This is a genomic window from Rhodopirellula sp. P2 (assembly GCF_028768465.1).
In the GTDB taxonomy this organism is placed as follows: Bacteria; Planctomycetota; Planctomycetia; order Pirellulales; family Pirellulaceae; genus Rhodopirellula.
Window position 1 is genome coordinate 2167940 of sequence record NZ_CP118225.1, and the last position, 20234, is coordinate 2188173.

At 57.4% G+C, this 20234-nt stretch carries 9 protein-coding genes and 1 pseudogene; 8 read left to right on the forward strand and 2 right to left on the reverse strand.

Going from position 1 to position 20234, the window contains the following annotated elements; all coding sequences use genetic code 11:
• Window positions 1-326 precede the first annotated feature (326 nt).
• A complete protein-coding gene (locus PSR62_RS07640; RefSeq protein WP_274407200.1) occupies window positions 327-2090 on the forward strand; it encodes a hypothetical protein in 1764 nt (587 codons plus the stop codon).
• A 357-nt stretch (window positions 2091-2447) separates the two neighbouring features.
• On the opposite strand, the gene PSR62_RS07645 is transcribed toward PSR62_RS07640, so the two are convergent.
• Together PSR62_RS07645 and trpE are read right to left on the reverse strand one after the other, a co-directional pair.
• Complete coding sequence (locus tag PSR62_RS07645; RefSeq protein ID WP_274407201.1) at window positions 2448-2939, reverse strand: DUF2314 domain-containing protein; 492 nt, start codon at window positions 2937-2939, stop codon at window positions 2448-2450.
• A 213-nt stretch (window positions 2940-3152) separates the two neighbouring features.
• Window positions 3153-4673, reverse strand: coding sequence for an anthranilate synthase component I (trpE, locus tag PSR62_RS07650; protein ID WP_443217408.1), 1521 nt, complete (start codon window positions 4671-4673; stop codon window positions 3153-3155).
• A 255-nt stretch (window positions 4674-4928) separates the two neighbouring features.
• Here trpE and PSR62_RS07655 point away from each other — a divergent pair, with 255 nt between their 5' ends.
• The 7 genes and pseudogenes from PSR62_RS07655 to cysD all read left to right on the forward strand — a co-directional run bounded on the left by PSR62_RS07655 (window position 4929) and on the right by cysD (window position 20100).
• Window positions 4929-5450 (forward strand): UvrB/UvrC motif-containing protein, encoded by a 522-nt coding sequence (locus PSR62_RS07655; protein WP_274407203.1) that lies wholly within the window; start codon window positions 4929-4931, stop codon window positions 5448-5450.
• Window positions 5447-6538 carry a protein arginine kinase gene (locus PSR62_RS07660; protein ID WP_274407204.1) on the forward strand — a complete coding sequence of 364 codons (1092 nt, stop codon included), beginning with the start codon at window positions 5447-5449 and terminating at the stop codon, window positions 6536-6538. Before PSR62_RS07655 ends, PSR62_RS07660 begins: the two co-directional genes overlap by 4 nt.
• A gap of 53 nt (window positions 6539-6591) precedes the next feature.
• The gene (gene uvrA, locus PSR62_RS07665; RefSeq protein ID WP_274407205.1) at window positions 6592-13227 is read left to right on the forward strand and encodes an excinuclease ABC subunit UvrA; all 6636 of its coding nucleotides are present in this window, start codon (window positions 6592-6594) and stop codon (window positions 13225-13227) included.
• A gap of 93 nt (window positions 13228-13320) precedes the next feature.
• Window positions 13321-15906 (forward strand): annotated as a pseudogene (topA, locus tag PSR62_RS07670) (type I DNA topoisomerase); the annotation flags it as partial.
• A gap of 1023 nt (window positions 15907-16929) precedes the next feature.
• Complete coding sequence (locus PSR62_RS07675; protein ID WP_274407206.1) at window positions 16930-18204, forward strand: tetratricopeptide repeat protein; 1275 nt, start codon at window positions 16930-16932, stop codon at window positions 18202-18204.
• A 182-nt stretch (window positions 18205-18386) separates the two neighbouring features.
• Window positions 18387-19082, forward strand: a complete 696-nt coding sequence (gene rsmG / locus PSR62_RS07680; RefSeq protein WP_274407207.1) for a 16S rRNA (guanine(527)-N(7))-methyltransferase RsmG — start codon at window positions 18387-18389, stop codon at window positions 19080-19082.
• A gap of 106 nt (window positions 19083-19188) precedes the next feature.
• Window positions 19189-20100 carry a sulfate adenylyltransferase subunit CysD gene (gene cysD, locus PSR62_RS07685; protein WP_047815972.1) on the forward strand — a complete coding sequence of 304 codons (912 nt, stop codon included), beginning with the start codon at window positions 19189-19191 and terminating at the stop codon, window positions 20098-20100.
• Window positions 20101-20234: the final 134 nt, after the last annotated feature.

A 20234-nucleotide genomic window follows, 5' to 3' on the forward strand; every position in this document is an offset into this window, starting at 1 on the left:
CGCTCCTGTTACATTGGGCCATGGCGCAATGTGAGAGCTGAACGCCCGTAATGGTTGCGTATTGGGGGGAGGCATCGATGGTTCGAATTCGGAGACTGACGCTCGCCTGTTGGTGTTTGTTTGCAGTGTGGTCCGGGGGTTTCTATCTGTTCTGGAGGAACGGCCATTCCTGGCCACATGCCGCGTGGGCGGTGTTGAGCCTGGGCAGCATGATTGTGTTGATGGTGGCCCTTGCCGTGTCATCTTTGCGAGAGCTTTGGCGCTGCCAAGGTCGACCGCGGCAGCGCATCGCGATTGTGGGATGGGGGCTGATTGGATGCGCGCCGATGGCTTGCTTTGGGGCCCATTGGCTGGACGCCGCGTCTGCCTTTGGCCAACGCTTGTCACGCCCCAAGACGGTGGCATCCGACGTCGCTGTGACGTGGCTCTCCTCGTTCTTTGATGCCGTCTCGCGATTGGAGCACCAACGCGTGACGGGACAGCATGGGGTGCTGATGCATTCCACTCCCATTCAAGATCCGGTTGCGATGGTTGGTGAAATGGATGGTCACATTGAGGGAATGTGTGCCCTGCTGGGACGAACGCCACCGGAAAACGTAATCTGGGTGCGTGGCAGTCTGCTGTCGCAAACCGGTGTCTCCATTGGCCCTTGGGCCATCACGGACGATGATCAACCGGCCGCGGAATTTTCGTCGCTGGATCGCCATGAAATTGCCCATTCGGTGATCAGTGGTTTGTGCGGTCCTGATCAAGATCCGCCTCGCTTGTTGGTCGAGGGTTGGGCTCAATTTCAGGGCAACGATTGGTCGGCGGAGATCCCGGGGCTCTCCAACCAACATCGAAATCAAGCACACTTTCTGCTCGATGAGTTGATCGAAGAGCCTTGGTACTCCGCCTCACGCTGGCCGCTGTATCGCTATGGAGGTCCTTTGGTCGCCTTCCTGATCCAGCGGTTTTCAGCGGAGCAGTTCCTGGAGCTTTATGGCCAGGCTCGAAAGGAGACCTTTCGCGCGGACGCGGAAAGAATTCTGGGCAGTTCTTGGGAAAACGTCGAAAGGTCGTTTTGGATCTGGATCGAATCGGAAGCGGGTCGCCTGGCAGAAATGAAAGCGACGGAAAACGGCATCCAGACTGTTGTCGAGTTGGGTGACCAGGTGAGCCCAGGCGATTGGGACAGCCTCGTCAGTCACTACGATGCCTCGCAGTGGGATGCAGTCCAATTCGAAAAGTCCTTCGCGTTCAAGGTGGATGTTGAAGTGGAAGAGTCGTCGCTTTCGGAGCCCTATTCACGGCAAGTCCGAGTGGCCATTGGCTCGGGGCAAAAATGGCTTGTCTATCAAAATCCCTGGGGATCTTCGATTGGCGTTGCGACGGGGCCTTCCTTGTCGGTCAGCGTGGAGCGTTCTAGCAACGGGCTGACGACCGGATTTGCTTCTGGGATGGAAGGCCGTGCCCAAGCACGAGGTGACATGCACCACTATTTGCGAGTCGCGAGAAGAACATACCTTTCGGACCCCGCCTCTGAAATTCCAATCGGCGAGCGATGGCCCGAAAGACTTGCCCGATTTCGATGCGAGTCGATCCGCCGTCCACCACCCGCTTCCGGCGTTGGGGAAAGTCCCAGGATCTGGATCGTTCAGTACCGCGATTGGATTCCTGCAGACGACACCGAAACCTCGACCGCAGAACGTTCGGGTGAGATCTGGTTGGATGAATCACTGGGGATGGCGGTGAAACGACATCAACTCAATGAACTCGGATCAACCAATCGATCCGAGCGGAACATTGGGTACCAGCGTTTGGGCGGCTTGATCCTTCCGCGAACGGTGGAGGAAACGAGTGTCGAAGCAAGCGAGACTTTGATCGCTCGATTTGAGCTGGAGGCGATGACTGAATCGGAAGTGGCCAGCATGAAGCAAGAGATCCTATCCATGGCCGATGAAGTGGAGTTGCCTCCGGGGAGGCCTTGGTTTGAGAATGTCCTGCTTGGCGCTTCCTCGCTGCCACTTCTGGGAGTCTGTTTCGTGTTGTTCGGCTCGTCGCCGCATCGTCGAGAAGCAGACTGTGGCCCAATGAGCCATCTGGATTGACCGGGGGCGGCGGTCGAGCTTATCCGCCGAGAGTGTCACGTGCTCTTCCCAGATGGGCCGCTGTTTTGCATTGGCGACTGCGGTCAGTGCCGGAGTTCCCGTTGGTTGCTCCGGCTTGCTTTGGTTTGTGATGTCACTGGATCAACAAACAGAATAGCGGAGCAAGGGCATTCGGCCAGGCTTCGGTTTAGCTCATGAAAGATCCCGACGGGATCACAGGTGGTAGCCTTAGGTCGCGAAAGCGCACCTCCAGTCAGCAGTCGCTTGCAAACGCCGACCATGAAGGGTGTCGCAGAGAACGGTTTGCCAGCGTGCATTGTTGCCTCTTCTTTTGGGAGGCTTCTCTTTGGGCCAAGCCTAGTTCGTTGGCGGGTCAACGAACTCGAGTGGTGGAGCGACGTCAGGTTCACGCTCTGAAAGGACTCGGATCGTGTAGCCTCCGTAGCACTTTTGGCCGACGATAATCATCCAATCAGTGATATCGCTACGAGTAACCGTGCGGGCATCGCCAAGCTTCAGGTTTGGGATGTTCTCTGGGTCATTCGCACACTCGCCGGTAATCTCATCGCCTTCGATTTTGATGGGAGTGAACCAGATGTGTTCCAATTCGCCATCTGAAGTTGGCAATGCGAATTTTAGGCTGTAGGCATCGCTACCCATCGTCTTCCAGTTGTTCTCAAAGAACGAAAGCGTCTCCTGTGCCTTGGCGATCGCCGCATTCATTTCTGAGTCGTCGTCTTCAACGTTGACGACCGAGGATACCGAAGAGTTCGGTGTCGGTGACTCGCTGCATCCGCAGAAGGCGATGAGCGTTGATGCGACGAACCCGACTAGCAATTTGTGAATCAATGCCGTTTCCTTCGGTGAGTTGAATGGTGCTGACGCAGGCCGATATCAGGTAATACGTCAGGCGATTGTAATCGCACTTGGCAGTTCTTACCGAACCGCTGGAGCAATGGATCGGTCGCCGCAAACGCACGTATTGTCATTTGTCCAGACTTGGGGCACGGAAACGCTCTTGCAACTAGCACTGGCGGGAAGCCGATGCCACGAAAGGTGGTGTCAGGCGTTGCGGGCTTCTCGGGCGATGGTCCATTCGATCGCGGCGATCAGGGCGCGAGCCTTGTTGAGGGTTTCTTCGTATTCCGAGTCGGGGTTGCTGTCGGCGACGACTCCACAACCGGCTTGCACGTGATACGCCCCGTTTTGATGCACGATCGTGCGGAGCGCCAAGCAGGTGTCCATGTTGCCTCGGTAGTCGATGTAGCCGACCGCGCCGCCATAGGGGCCACGGCGATGCGGTTCGATCTCGTCGATGACCTGCATCGCCCGGACTTTGGGGGCACCCGAAACGGTTCCCGCGGGCAAGCATGATTTCAGAGCGTCGAAGGCGTCGAGTCCTTCCCGCAACTTGCCTCGCACTTCGCTGCTGATGTGCATCACGTGGCTGTATCGTTCGATGACCATGATCTCGGTCAAGTCCACGGTGCCGAATTCGGCGATCCGGCCGATGTCGTTGCGACCCAGGTCAACCAGCATCACGTGTTCGGCGCGTTCCTTGGGATCGGCCAGCAAATCTTGTTCGAGAGCTTTGTCTTCTTTTTCCGTCGCGCCACGGGGCCGCGTTCCGGCCAGCGGACGCACGGTGACCTCCCGGTCTTTGACCCGGCACATGATCTCCGGCGAGCAACCCACCAGGACGCATTCTGGGTTGCGGACGAAGAACATGAACGGCGATGGATTGACGACCCGGAGCGAGCGATAGACCGCGAACGGATCGACGTCGCTTTTGACGGTCAGCCGTTGGCTGGGGACGACTTGAAAGATGTCGCCAGCACGAATGTATTCGACGCAGTGGCGAACCGCATCACAGAACGACTCGCGGGTGAAGTTGGATTCGACCGGCAAGGGTTTTCGCTGGTCTGCTTCGATGATTTCGTCCACGCGAAGATCGGGTGGGCTGGTCATCAGACGCTTGATCGTTTGGTCGACTTCTTCGGCGGCGGATTGACGAGCGGCCGCGACTGTCGCGGGGTCCGAGTCTTCGTCGATGCCGCGGCAATCGGCCAGGGAGACCACCGTGATGGTTTTGTCGACGTGATCGAACACGCACAGGGTGTGATAAAAAGCGAAGTTCAAATCGGGAAGTTCGCGGTCATCCTCGGTGGTGTCCGGCAAGTTCTCAACATATCGAACGACATCGTAACCCGCGTATCCAATGGCTCCACCGATGAACGGCGGCAGTCCATCCAGGGTCGCCGTGCGGTCTTGGAAGCTTTGGCGAAACGCGTCCAGGGGATCGTCGCACTGGGATTCGACGACTTCGCCGGTGGACATGTTTGTCCGCCGGACGGTGTTGCCTTTGGCGGTGAATCGGGCCAGAGGTCGCGAGCCCAAAAAGCTGAAACGCCCCACCTTTTCGCCTCCGATCACACTTTCAATCAGGAAAGCGGGGCCGCCATCGTCCAGGTGCATGAACGCCGTGACGGGGGTCAACGTATCAGACAGCAGGCGTCGGTAGACGGGGACGAAGTCGAACCGACGGGCCAGCGATTCGAACGACGAAAGCGATGGTTGGTGCATGAGGTTTCCAGTCATGAAGTTTCGGCACGTTGGGGCGTTGCGATAGTGTGAAGTGCGACGGCGGGCTTGGAAACCGGGTTGGCCAGCGATAGAATTCCAAGGCGTGAACGAGTCCGCCTCCTCGGGCGGTCATCACGGAGCCGTGATGCCGACCATGACAGCAATCGTGCCGCGAAGTTCGCTTCGTATCGCGAATTCCGCATCGTGCCACGGAACCTGTGTCACGAACTTAGCGAGCCATCCTGCGAGACTCTCATGAAATGCCAGTATTGCGATAAACCGGCGACTTTCCACATCACCGAATTGACCGAACCCGATGGGCCGCAAGTGCTGCATTTGTGCGAGCAGCACGCTCGCAACGTACTGCAAAAGGGCGAGCCAACCCCGGTTTCCAGCGTCGCAGGGGCGCTGGCCAAACAGTTGCAATTGGGCCAAACCAAGGAAGAATTGCGGAAGTTGGATCAAAAAGAGTGCCCCGTTTGTGGGATCACCTTCTTTGAATTCCGTAATTCAGGACGGTTGGGTTGCCCCCTGGACTATGACTTCTTCGAAGCCGACCTCAAACCTTTGTTGCTGAATATTCACGACTCATTGGAACACACCGGAAAACGGCCCACCCGAGCGGCTGCCACAGCCGATTCACAAGCGGATTTGATCCGGTTGCGAAAAGAGATGGAAGCCGCGGTGGAACGGGAAGAATACGAACGAGCGTCCGAATTGCGAGATCAAATCAACGCGATCCAAGGCGAGCCCAAACGTCGAGGAAACGCGATATGAAAGAAGCCACCGACCTGTCGGTGTTGGTCCAAAAAAGCGGTGAATGGTTGCGTGGCACTGGCCCGGAATCGGACATTGTGATCAGCAGCCGCATCCGTTTAGCCCGCAATTTGGCGGGATTCCCCTTCATTCGAAAATGCAGTCCCGAGGACCGCGAAAAGATCGAACGCCAGGTTCGCTCGCGACTGGAGAATCTGCCTGAATGGGACGAGATTCCCTACGTCGACATCGCGACGCTGAGTGAGGTGGATCGCCAGTTCTTGGTCGAACGCCAGCTCATCAGCCGAGAAATCGCGGATTCCGAAGGCAGTCGTGCCGTCGCGATCGATCCCAGCGAGCAGTACTCGGTGATGATCAACGAAGAAGACCACCTGCGCATCCAGGTGATGCACAGCGGTTTGGATTTGCTCAGTGCCTGGGAACAAATCGATCGAATCGACGATGCGATTGAAGGGGAGGTGCTGTACGCATTTCATAGCAAATTCGGCTACCTGACGGCTTGTCCGACGAATGTCGGCACGGGCCTGCGGGTCAGTGTGATGCTGCACTTGCCCGGTTTGGTGATCACTCAGCAGATCGAAAAGGTGTTCCGCAGCATGCAGCGGATCAACGTGACCGTGCGTGGTCTGTACGGCGAAGGGTCGCAGTACACCGGTGATTTTTATCAAGTCAGCAACCAGGTGACGCTTGGGCACACCGAAAAAGAATTGCTAGAAATGGTCGGCCAAGAGGTCGTGCCACGAATCATTGATTACGAACGCAAGGCTCGCGAATTTCTGATTGAGAAGGGCCAGCAAGACCTGCACGACGACGTCAGTCGGGCGCTGGGGATTCTCAGCACGGCCCGCAAAATCAGCAGCGAAGAAACGATGCACTACTTGTCCAAGGTTCGGATGGGTGTGAACCTGGGGCTGATCGACGACGTGCAGTTGGCAACGATCAACAAATTGTTCATCCACACTCAACCGGCTCACTTGCAAAAGTTGCACGGGCGAGTGTTGACGACCAGCGATCGGAACGTCCAGCGAGCCAGCTACTTGCAACGCCATTTGTGCGGGCCAGCCGATCGCACCGACGAACTGAACTGACTTTCTCGAAGATGCGTCTGACTGAATGGATGTATCAAACGCCGACCCAATGAGTGGACAAGTTGCAACGGGAAATCATCGTCAAAGGCGCTCGCGAACACAACTTGCGCGACGTCGACTTGACGCTCACGCGAGGTGAGCTGATATGTTTCTCGGGTGTTTCGGGAAGTGGAAAAAGCTCGCTCGCGTTTGACACGCTGTACGCCGAGGGCCAGCGCCGGTATGTCGAGAGCCTGAGCAATTCGGCCCGGCAATTCATGGGCCAAATGCCCAAACCCGACGTTGATCTGGTGACCGGGCTGAGCCCCTCGATTTCGATCAGCCAGAAGTCGACGGGCAACAACCCTCGCAGCACGGTTGGCACGATCACGGAGATCTACGATTTCCTGCGAGTCCTCTACGCTCGCGTTGGCACCGGGCACTGCCCTGCCTGTGATGTCGAAATCGCGGCGCAAACGACCGATGTCATCGTCAATCGACTGGTGCAGTTGGCCGCCGATGGTTGGCAAGACGACCAATCGTCCGAGGACTCTGAAACCGAAGCCGCGATCGAAGATGGAACGCTGTGGGTGATGGCCCCGTTGGTCCGTGGCCAAAAGGGTGAGTTCCGCGACCTGTTCGAAGACCTTCGTAAACAAGGGTTCAACCGCGCTCGTGTCGACGGCGAAACGTTTCGGCTGAGCGATCCGCCGCCGCTGGATCGAACCCGGCGTCACGATGTGGAAGTCGTGATTGACCGCATCGTCGCGGGGCAAATTGACCGCCCACGATTGGTCGAAGCGGTTGAGTTGGCGCTGAAACTGGGCGAGTCGTCCTTGATCACTTCGGTCGGGCCGCCCAACGGAGAAGACGTGCCTCCGGTCCGTCACGACCAACTGTTTTCATCGAAGTATTCCTGCGGCAATTGCGGCCGAAGTTTCCGGCCGCCGACCCCGCAGTTGTTCAGTTTCAACAGCCCGCAAGGGATGTGCACGTCCTGCGACGGCATCGGCCGGCTGTACACGTTTGTGCCCGAGTTGTTGATCCCCGACGAGTCGCTGTCGATTCGCAAAGGTGCGATCGCCTTGCTTGGCAAATGGGGCGACCTGGGACGCTACCGACGTCATATCTATCGCGGTGTTGCCGATGCGATGGACGCCAAACTGGAGCTCGAACCCGGCACGATGCTGGAAACTCGCTGGGACAAACTGCCAGAGATCGCTCGCCACATTTGGTTGTGGGGTGCCGACGACTCGATGCAGTTCACTTGGCGAGGTGGACGCCAAGCCAAGAAGTATGTCGGCAACTTCGAAGGTTTCATTCCTGAGTTGCTCGATCGCTATCGAACCAGTCGCAATAAAATGCAGTTGCGTCAGTTCGAAAAGTACATGAACACGATGGATTGCCCGGACTGCCATGGCAAGCGACTGAACGATCAGGCTTGCGCGGTTCGTCTCTCGACAGGCTCCGAGGAATTTGCCGCCTCGAAGAGCCAATCGCTTCCCGACCTGTGTGAGCTTTCCATCGATTCACTGATGGAGTTCTTCAGTGACATCCCGCTTTCAAAGACCAACGCCCAAATCGCTGGCGAGGCTCTCAAAGAAATTCGCGGGCGGATTGGGTTTTTGCTCGGCGTGGGGTTGGAATACCTGACGCTTGGCCGGACCGCGCCAACGTTGTCGGGCGGTGAGTCCCAGCGGATTCGACTCGCCGGTCAGATCGGTTCGGGGTTGTCGGGTGTGCTTTACATCTTGGACGAGCCATCGATTGGTTTGCACCCGCGTGACAACGATCGTTTGATCACGACATTGACCCGTTTGCGAGATGCGGGCAACACGTTGATCGTGGTTGAGCACGACGAAGACACGATGCGCGCGGCGGACACGATCGTGGACTTTGGGCCTGGTCCCGGTGTCAAAGGCGGTCACATCGTGGCGGCCGGTTCGATGGAGGACCTGCGTCGATCCAAGGAAAGCGTCACGGGAGCGTTCTTGTCGGGGGCTCGCGCGATCACGCCGAGAGAAACGCTGCGACCGGTTGATCCTGCCAAGCAACTGACGATTCGCGGGGCGCGTTTTCACAACCTGAAAGACATCGATGTCTCCATTCCGCTGGGCGTGGTGACTTGCGTGACCGGGGTCTCCGGCAGCGGCAAGAGTTCGCTGATTGGTGGGATCGTTGAACCCGCTCTTCGCAATGCGCTCAATGGTGCCGAGGCGGATGTTGGCGACCACGATTCCATCGAAGGCCTGGAGCATCTCGACAAAACGATCGCGATTGATCAGTCGCCGATTGGCCGGACGCCTCGCAGCAATCCCGCGACCTATGTGAAAGTCTTCGACGAGATCCGCAATCTGTTTGCGAAGTTGCCTGAAGCGAAGGCTCGTGGTTACACGGTCGGTCGATTCAGTTTCAACGTGGACGGAGGTCGCTGTGCCGCTTGCGATGGCAACGGTGCGACCAAATTGGAGATGGACTTCTTGGCGGATATCTGGGTGACGTGCCCGGTATGCCAAGGGTATCGGTACAACCGAGAAACGTTGTCGGTTCAGTTCAAGGGCAAATCGATTGCCGACGTTCTGAACATGGACATCTCGGAAGCGTTGGATTTGTTCCAGAACATTCCTAAGATCGCCGAGAAGTTGCAGACGTTGGTCGATGTGGGGCTGGAGTATTTGAAGCTCGGTCAACCTTCACCAACCTTGTCCGGCGGCGAAGCCCAGCGAATCAAGCTGTCGCGAGAATTGAGTCGCAGGGACACGGGACGCACGCTGTATGTGCTGGATGAACCGACGACGGGGTTGCATTTTGCCGACATTGATTTGTTGTTGGGGGTGATCAATCGATTGGCCGATCGCGGCAACACGATCGTGATCGTCGAGCACAACCTGGACGTGATCAAAACGGCGGACTGGGTGATCGACATCGGCGTCGAAGGTGGTGCCGGTGGCGGTCGGGTGGTCGGCGAAGGTCGGCCGACGGAGGTCGCCCATGTGGATGACAGTTACACCGGTGCGGCGCTGGCCGAGGTGTTGGGGATCAAACGCCGCCAAGCCAAGAAACGCGGCCAAGCGATCCGCGACATCGTTGCGCCGCCGGCCAAGTCCCGGACGCACGTGGTGGTCGAAGGTGCCTGTGAACACAACTTGAAATCCGTCGATTTGGCGATCCCACGCGACGCGATGACGGTCTTCTGTGGTCCCAGTGGCAGCGGCAAAAGTTCACTGGCGATGGACACGATCTACGCCGAAGGCCAGCGGCGTTACGTTGAGTCGTTGTCCAGTTACGCGCGGCAATTCATCGGCCAGGTGCAGAAGCCCAAAGCGGAACGCATCGAAGGGCTGTCACCTGCGGTGGCGCTCGAGCAAAAGAACCTCGGCCATTCGCCTCGTAGTACCGTCGGAACGGTCACCGAGGTGTACGACTACCTGCGGATTTTGTACAGCAAACTCGGCACGATGCACTGCCCCGATTGTGCGGTCCCGGTGGGGACACAAACGCCCGATCAAATCATCGACAAGGTGATGGGATTGCCAAAGGGCACGCGAGCTTTGTTGCTCGCGCCGATCGAGGTGCAGTCCGGCGAAGCATCGCTGGCAACGTGGCAGAGCTATCGTGCAATGGGGTATTCCCGTGTTCGCATCGATGGCGAGACGGTTGAACTGGATGACGCGAAAGCACTTGACCCGCGGCGAGTTCACCTGATTCAGATCGTCGTTGACCGAATCAAGATCACTCCCGAGGAACAGTCTCGAATCAGTGACAGCGTGGAGCAAGCGTTGTCGCTGGGCGTTGGTGTGATGGATGTGGCGATCGCTGACTCGGATCAACCTGAACGCGATTGGCATGTGCTTCGGCACAGTCAGCACCTGGTTTGTGAGTCGTGCGGTCGGTCGTTCTCGCAACTGACCCCGCACCATTTTTCGTTCAACTCTGGCATCGGTTGGTGCCCCGGTTGCGAAGGTTTGGGAACTCAAACCGGGACCAATCCCGCGGCTTTGATGGGAACGCCTCAGACGACGTTGGCTGATGGGGCGGCGTTGCTTTGGCCGTCCGTCGATCACGCGGTCAGTCGTTGGATGTTGCGAGCTCTTTCGCGAACGACCGGCATACCGATTCATCAGCCGATTGATTCGTTGACGGTGTCACAGCGACGGATTCTGTTTCATGGTTTGGGGCCGCGTTGGGTCGAGGTCCGGCATGGCGACACGACCGATGACAACGCCTCAGCCGAAAAAGAACGAGCCGAAGAGGTTCGTGATCACTTTGGTGAAGGCAATGTCTTGTTCCGGTTCCAGTTCAAAGGGTTTTACCCGGCTCTGGAAGAAGCCTCGCGTTTGACGCCGGGATTGCGGATGCGGTTGGAAGCCTTTGTGGCTGAAATCGACTGCTCGGTCTGCGATGGTTCGCGCCTGCGGGATGATTCAGCGGCGGTTCGATTCCGGGACTTCACGATTGGCGACTTGGTGCACATGCCGCTGGATCGATTGTCACGAGAGATCGATTCGTGGGACCTCGATCGACGTGAATGGAAGATCGCCGGCGAGCTGATTCGCGAAGTTCAATCTCGCGTCCGGTTCTTGCGAGACGTGGGGCTGGATTACCTGACTCTGCACCGTGGTGCACCAACGCTTTCGGGTGGCGAGGCTCAGCGAATTCGTTTGGCGTCGCAGCTTGGCAGCGGATTGTGTGGCGTTCTGTATGTGCTGGATGAGCCGACGATTGGTTTGCATCCGCGAGACAACCGGCGATTGCTGGCGGCGCTGCATCGATTGCGAGACCAGGGCAACACGTTGTTGGTGGTCGAGCACGATTACGATGTGATTTCCGGAAGCGATTACCTGTGCGACTTTGGGCCGCGAGCCGGTCGGCACGGTGGTCGCGTGGTGGCGCAAGGCAAACCCGATGCGGTCGAGCCTGCCAGCGAGTCTGTTACTGCGCCGTACTTGCTGGGCGAAAAACAGATTGAGTTGCCCGCCGTTCGTCGCCCCGTGATTTCCGAATCCGGCAAACCGATGGTCGAATACCTGTCGATCAAGGGAGCGCGTGAGAATAACTTGCAGGACGTGGACGTCGACATTCCTTTGGGGGTTTTGACTGCGATCACGGGCCCCAGCGGCAGTGGGAAAAGCTCGCTGATCAATGACATTGTCTACCCTGTGTTGGCGAGACGATTGCACCGGGCGAAGTTGAAACCGGGGCAGCATGATGGCATCGATGGTTTGCGTTATGTCAACAAAGTCATTCAAGTCGACCAGTCACCGCTGGGGAATTCACCGAGCAGCAATCCGGCGACCTACACCGGTGTGTTTGATCTGATTCGGGCTGTGTTTGCGGAGATCCCCGCTGCTCGCGAGCGGCGTTTCACACCGCGGACGTTCAGTTTCAATGTGTCGGGCGGTCGCTGCGAATCTTGTGAAGGCAGCGGCCAACGCAAGATTGAAATGCATTTCTTGCCGGATGTTTGGGTGCCCTGCGAAGATTGCGGCGCCCGGCGATACAACGACGACGTGCTGGAAGTCAAACTGCATGGCCAGTCGATTGCCGATGTGCTGGAAATGCCCTGTGGTGAAGCCGTCGAGTTGTTCGCGTCGCATCCCCGGATCGCTCGCGTCATTCAAACGCTTTGTGATGTTGGATTGGAATACGTCACGCTGGGCCAGTCGGCTCCGACTCTCTCGGGCGGAGAAGCTCAGCGAGTGAAATTGGCGGCGGAGTTGGCTCGTCCTGCGACGGGGCACACGATTTATCTGTTGGACGAACCGACGACTGGTTTGCACTTCGGTGACATTGAGAAGTTGTTGGTCGTGATGCAGCGATTGGTCGAATTGGGCAATTCGGTGATCGTGATTGAGCACAACTTGGACGTGATCAAGTGCTGCGATTGGTTGATCGACATTGGGCCAGGGGCTGGCGTCCACGGCGGACAAGTCGTGTTTGCGGGAACGCCGGAAGGCTTGGCTGCGAAAGCGGATCCCGCCAACTGCGAAGCGGACGAATGGGTGTCTTCGACCGCGCCGTTCTTGGCCGATGCGATCTCGGGAACACGTACCGCTGAGCCGCGAGAAATCTTGGATTGGCAGCCGACGGTCAACGGTCGCGTGGCGGACACGAACGCGGAGAACTTGCCGTCGTCGACGGTCGTTGCCAAGCCGGAGCCCGTCCTGCGCGTCGATTCCGAAACGCAGATTCCGGTTGCCGAAATGGTTTCGGAGTCCGATTCCAACGCGGAAGAAGCGGCGGATTCGATGCAGCCGTGGCGAGTGTTGGGGCGTCGGTGGCACACGTTGCCCAAGGGATTCCCCGAGAATTCACAGCCCCAGTGGCCGTTGGAATTGGTGGAAGGTTTGCTCGACATGTTGTCGAATGTCGCGGGCGAAGGTGCGGTGGAGTACCCTGCCCCGGACCGTGTCTCCGTTCGGTTAGAATCGGGCGAGGAAGAAACTCCGTTGCCTCATTGGGCGGAGCTTGAAACCAAGGTCAGCGACTGTGTTCGGTTGAAATTGAGGGGGCCCCAGTCAGCGATTGATTTGGAACAATTGTTGGCGCTGGACGTGCTCCAATCTCGTTCCGACACTGGCACGTTGGACCTCAGTGACGCTGAGCGAGTGACCCTGACATTTCATTTGACCGACGTGGATCATGCACGCAGTCGCAAGCTGAAAACGTTCTTGAAAACGCACTTGGATCGGACCCGGTCCTCCACTTGACGTGTTGACGAGGCGACGGGTTTGAGCGACAAACCCGAGTCACGCACATCTGAAACCCCTATCTTTCCACCTTGAATCGGTTCGTTCTTGCTCATGGCCAAATCGACCAGCAAAAGTTTGGTGATCGTCGAATCGCCCGCGAAAGCCCGGACGATCTCGAAGTTTTTGGGAAGCGGTTACCAGGTCGAAGCCAGCGTCGGGCACGTTCGCGATTTGCCTGGCGGAGCCAAGGACATCCCCAAAAAGTTCAAGAAAGAACCGTGGGCCTATTTGGGGGTGAACGTCGAAAAAGACTTTGAGCCGGTCTACATCGTGCCGGCGGACAAGAAGAAACAAGTCGACAAATTGAAGGCCGCGCTCAAGGATGCAGACAGCCTGTATCTCGCGACGGATGAAGACCGCGAGGGAGAGGCGATCAGCTGGCACCTCTTCGAATTGCTCAAGCCCACGGTGCCTGTTCACCGTCTGGTCTTTCACGAAATCACGAAAGAGGCGATTCAGCACGCGCTGGAAGACCCTCGTGAGATTGACGATGGTTTGGTCCGAGCCCAAGAAACACGCCGGATCCTAGACCGTTTGTACGGTTACGACGTGTCGCAGTTGCTGTGGAAAAAAGTCGGCCGTGGTTTGTCGGCCGGACGCGTTCAGAGCGTCGCGGTCCGGTTGATCGTCCAGCGTGAGCGGGAACGGATCGCGTTCAACGATGCGACCTACTGGGATTTGGAAGCCATTTTCACAACCGAAAACGGTGACTCGCTGCCCGCGATGCTGGCGACCGTTGATGGCCGGAAAATCCCCAGCGGGAAAGACTTTGATTCGACCAATGGGAAGCTGATCAATCCGCAAATGTTGCAAATGGATGAGCAGCAGGCCAACGAATTGAAGCAGAAACTCCAGCAGGAAAGTTTTCGAGTCGCCAAGGTCGAAGTCAAACCGTTCGCCGAACGACCCAAAGCACCGTTCACGACCAGCACGCTGCAACAAGAAGCCAACCGGAAACTGGGCTTCACCGCACGCCGCTGCATGCAAGCGGCCCAGCGGTTGTACGAGAATGGTTACATCACCTACATGCGTACTGACTCGACCACGCTGTCGAAGGAAGCCATCAACGCGGCGCGTGATTTGGTTCGCAGTGAGTATGGCGAGAAATTCTTGCACGAAACGGTGCGAGTCTACAAAGGCAAGGTCAAAAACGCGCAAGAGGCTCACGAAGCCATTCGACCCGCCGGGACGCCGTTCCGTGTTCCTGCCGCCGTGCAGAACGAACTCGATCGGGATCAGTTCCGATTGTTCGAACTGATTTGGAAACGAACCGTTGCTTGTCAAATGGCCGACGCGAAAAAGCAACGCATCGGTGTCACGATCGAAGGTGGTGGAACCACGTTCACCGCCAGCGGCACGAGCATTCTGTTCGAAGGTTTCTTGCGAGCCTATGTCGAAGGCAGTGATGATCCCGAGGCCGAGTTGGCTGACAAGGAGCGTTTGTTGCCCGCGGTCAATGAAAACGATGGTTTGTCTGTCGCGACGTTGGACCCCAAAAGTCACACGACTCAGCCACCTTCGCGTTTCAGCGAAGCGTCGTTGACTCGCACGCTGGAAGAAAAGGGAATTGGTCGACCCAGTACCTACGCGTCGATCATCGACACGATTCAGCGTCGCGATTACGTGTACAAAAAGGGCAACGCGTTGGTCCCCAGTTGGACGGCGTTCAGTGTCATTCGTTTGATGGAAACCCACTTCGAGCCGCTCGTTGACTACGACTTCACGGCTCAGATGGAAGATTTTCTGGACACGATCAGTCGGCAGGAAGCGGAGTCGCTCGAGTATTTGAAACGTTTCTACTTTGGCGATGACAACGAACCGGCCGTTGGCCAGAAAGCCGCGATCGGATTGAAGCCACGATTGGAAAGCAAGATCGAAGAGATCGATCCTCGCGTGACGGCAAAGTTTTCGCTGGGGATTCCAACCGAGGGCGAGAACCGTGAAGAGGTCTTCGTGCGAGTTGGGAAGTACGGACCCTTTTTGGAGCAAGGCGAACGCAAAGCTCCGATCTTGGAAGGCATGGCGCCCGATGAGATGACACTTGCTCGAGCGATGGAGTTGTTCGAGGACGCCGCTCGGGAAGATGAGCCTTTGGGCACGCACCCGGAGACTGGCAAGCCGATTTACATCAAGGCCGGTCGCTTTGGGCCCTATGTCCAAATGGGCGAGAAGGACGATGAAGAAAAGAAGAACGCATCGATTCTGAAAACGATCGCCGTCGAAGACGTCGATTTGGCGATGGCTTGCAAATTGCTTTCGTTGCCGCGTGAACTGGGGGAGCATCCCGAAATGAAGGAGCCGATCCAGGCTCACGATGGACGCTATGGACCGTACGTGAAATGTGGCAAAGAGACGCGTTCCTTGCCGGCTGAGAAGTCACCCTTGGATGTGACGTTTGAGGAAGCGATTGAGTTGCTCAAGCAGCCCAAGACTCGTGGGCGTGCGGCACCCAAGGAACCAATCAAAAAATTCGAGAAGCCAAGTCCGGTCACGGAAAACGAGATCAAGATTCTGGAAGGTCGCTTTGGTCCCTACGCGACCGATGGCGAAACCAATGCGTCGATCCCACGCGGGACGGACCCGCAAGAGATGACGTTCGAAGGAGTCTTGGATCTGTTGGCAGAACGCGCTGCCAAGGGCCCGACCAAGAAAAAGAAAAAGAAGAAAGCCGCGAAGAAGAAGACAGCGAAGAAGGCTGCGAAAAAGAAAACAGCCAAGAAGAAGGCCGCTAAAAAGAAGACTGCCAAAGCCGCGACGAAGAAAAAAGGCATCATCAAGAAGTCTTCTTGAGATGCTCTGTCATGAAGGCACCCTGGCCCGTCAGAGTCAACCAAGACCACCCATCACAACCCGAAGCGTGAGCGAGGGACCCCCCAACTCCCACGACGGCCCCATCCGGGGCGACCGTTTGTTTTCCGGCATCGGTCTCTCGGGGCTTCCGCCCCGAGCTAAGCACGACGGCCCCATCCGGGGCGAAACCCAGACGCCAGCCACCATTTATTTTTCGAACGTCCCACGTAGCGACTCCCGGCTACCATCCGACAGCCCTACCGGGATGGAGAAGGACAGAAGCCGGAAGAAAAGTTGCATCCGCTATCAGAGCGTCAACACCAAGCATTTCGCAGTCCATCGCTAGCCCGCGGTTACCGGAGACGAACCGGACGCGATCGCGTTCCGGCTGATTGAATCAACAGCCCGTCATGCGTCGGGTTGTGATTGACGGACTTTGAAAGTCCATCGTCCGTGGACGCGTGCACCCCAATCGCTGGCCCTCTTTGCGGTCTGTTTCACAGGTTTCACTGCGGATGAAAGATCGCGGCGTTGTCGTCCAATTGGGATCGAATCCGGGCGGATCCTGACCGATAAGAATGCGACAGCGGCATCCCAATTCGGGCTGACGAAACGAATTGGCAGGGCGATTGGTTTGTGCGGGAACTGGGTGTCTCCGAAAGCGTCACCAAGCTCACACGTGTTTGAAAAAGTATTTTCAGAAAAATCGTTGTGGGCGTTAAAGTCGATCAAGCGAATGGTCGATCAAAGCCAATGGAATGATCCGTTGTGATCTGATTTTCCAACGAAAAGCCCGTTTCACACATTTGAGAGACGGGCGGCGCCGGTTGCAATGACCGGCCACAAATGCTCCTCAACGAAGTGTGAAACATGGACGCCACACGTCAGCCAAACGCAACTCGCAAGACTCATCCAGCCAAACGTGAATGGATTTTTACGTTGGTGGTGGGTGGTTGCCTCACGTTGACTTCCTCTGGATGTGCCTCTCGTTCGATGTCGCTGGCATCCATGAACCCGTTTGCGGGCAAAGGAGCGGCGACTGTCAGCGAACCCAACAAAGGCCCCAGTTTCATCGCGTCGGCCGGGGATTCGGTCGGCAAAGCGGCTGGTGGCGTCGGGACTGCGACTAAGAACGCGTGGGGAAAAACCACCGGAACGGTTGCCAGTTGGTTTGGGCGTGATTCGAAAGAAAACGACTACGACAGCGATCCGCTCTCGTTGGAGAACGAGCCTGGTCAATTGGAACCGGATGTGTTGGTTGCCAACGGGCAACTTTGGGAGTCGACCGGTAACCTGACCAAGGCCATGGAGAGCTATTCCAAGGCACTGGAAGGATCGCCAAATCATCCGTCCGCGTTGACCAGCGTGGCACGCCTGCATTTTCGGGAAGGCAATCATTCCAAAGCCGCCGAGTTCTTTCAAAAAGCAATCGCACAAAGCCCGAACGATGCGGCGTTGTACAACGACCTTGGGTTGACGCTCGGGAAGTTGAATCAGCACGAGATGGCGGTGCAAACCTTGGCTCGCGCCTTGGAATTGGCACCGGGCACATCTCGCTACGCCAACAACTTGGCCAGCGTGCATTTCGAATCGGGGCAAAGCGAAGAGGCCTACAGGGTCTTGGCGGCCAACAACAAACCCGCCGTGGCTCACTTCAACATGGCGTTTTTGCACTACAAAAAGGGCCAGAACGCGGACGCTCAGATTCACCTGCAACAGGCTGTCACTCACGAAGCTTCCGCAGCAGGCGATCCGGCCACCAAGCGTGCCATCGATCGCTCGCGTGAGATGTTGGCTCAGTTGAACCCTGGATTGGGAACGTCACCGGCTGCCAACATCGCTTCGGCGGGAACGGCTGGCAAGCCAATTGGTGCGGCATCGGGACCGGTGGCCACCGTGGCTTCGGCACCTGCTCACCTCGCCAACCAAACACCTCCTAGCTACGCCGCACCGCCCAGCTACGCCATTCCTGGTGCGATGCAGCCCGCTGCGACCCAGCCAATTGTTCCTGGCAGCAATTCGGCGGTGAGCTTCCAGGAATCCAGTGCGGGGCAGACTGCGGAATCTCCGAAGGCGGATTCAGCAGCGGCCACGACCGACGCCAAGGGCTCCACTCCGCCAGTGAATTTCAGTTTGCCGGAGTGATCGGGTGTGTTGGGGAGCGTTCTCGCAGGGGAACCAAACCGCCGCGGGACGCCCGCGACGGGCGTTCGTCCGGGCATTTTGGCTCTCGAAGTCCGTCTGGCGGTCGTTTTTGTGGTCTTTCGGTCTTTCTGGGGCACTGTTCCGCTACCCAGGTTCGGTCGCCCCTGGTATGACCTGCGGGCATGATTGACGCAGAATTCAAAACGGCCTTGGAACAATTCGGACTCGAGCTCGACGAGCCTCTGGGCATGTCGCTGCAGCAATACGCGCAGTCGCTGTGGCGGTACAACGAGCAGATCAACCTGACCCGGCATACGACGTGGGATCTATTCGTCACCCGCGACTTACGTGATTGCTTGCAATTGGCTCAGTTGATCCAGCCCGGCGAAGAAGTCCTGGACATGGGCAGCGGCAACGGCGTGCCCGGCATCCCTTTGGCGATGTTGCGGCCCGACATCGAAGTCGCGCTGGCCGAATCGGTTGGCAAGCGTGCCAAGGTGCTCGACGAATTGGTGACCGAATTGAATCTGCCCGTGCCGGTCTACGCGGCTCGCGGCGAAGATTTATTGGAAGATTTTCGCTTCACCACGATCGTCAGCCGAGCGGTTGGCAGCCTGCTAAAGTTCTGCCGCTGGGTGGAGCCTCATTGGAGTCAGTTTGACCGGCTGTTGCTGATCAAAGGCCCCAAGTGGGTCGATGAACGGGGAGAGGCCCGTCATCACGGCGTGCTCAAAGGTCTGGATCTTCGCGTTGTGGCCACCTATCCGTTAGGGAACGTGGCTCCTGAGGTCACCGAGGCGGAAGAGGATGGCTCGTCTGAGACAGCCGATGTCAGCCGAGGCGTGATCTTGGAATTGACGAAGAAAAAGAAGGGCTGAGCTCGCTGGGCGACCTTCCGGCTGGATCGATTCTGCACCCCGTCTATACTGCCACGCTTGATGTCGCGGCGAACCCGATTCGTTTCACTCTTTCTGCAAAGATCGCATGTCCGATTACAGCCTCACTCACCTGAAACAGCTCGAGGCCGAGAGCATCCACATTTTCCGAGAAGTCGTCTCGGAATTTCAAAAACCTGTGATGCTGTACTCGATCGGCAAAGACTCCGCGGTGCTGCTTCACTTGGCGCTGAAAGCATTTTACCCCGCGAAGTTGCCCTTCCCGTTGTTGCACGTCGACACGACGTACAAGTTCAAGGACATGATCGAGCACCGCGAGAAATATGTTCGTGGCACGTTGGGGTTGGACGTGTTGGTGCACATCAACGAAGAAGGTCTGAAAGCCAACATCCCGCCGTGGGAAGACAGCGAGCGACACACTGAATTGATGAAAACCGACGCGCTCAAAGCCGCGTTGGACATGTACCAATTCGACGCCGCGTTCGGTGGGGCTCGCCGGGACGAAGAAAAAAGTCGGGCCAAAGAACGCGTGTTCAGCTTCCGCGATAAATCGCACCGCTGGGACCCCAAGAACCAACGCCCCGAACTTTGGAACCTGTACAACGGTCGGGTCAACAAAGGCGAGTCGATTCGCGTCTTCCCGATGAGCAACTGGACGGAGCTGGATGTGTGGCAGTACATCCACATGGAAAACATCCCGATCGTGCCGCTGTATTTGTCGGAACCTCGCCAAGTCGTCAATCGCGACGGAATGTTGTTGATGCGTGATGACGATCGCATGCCCTTGTTGCCGGGCGAGAAAGAAGAGACCCGGATGGTGCGATTCCGAACCCTGGGTTGCTACCCGCTTTCCGGAGCGGTCGAGAGCGAAGCGACGACACTGCCCGAGGTCATCCAAGAGATGCTGCTGACCCGCACCAGTGAACGCCAAGGTCGCATCATTGACCAAGACGAAGGCGGCGTCGGCATGCAAAAGAAAAAAGAACGCGGCTACTTCTGATCGCTTTGCGATCCGCTGCTGGCTACTAGCAGCTAGCGGCTAGCTCGTCGGTAGCGGAACATCCCGAGCGGCCTCCGCTTTCTTCTCAACGTAAACCTATACCTCCGATCGGCTGTTGCTAGAAGCTAACGGCT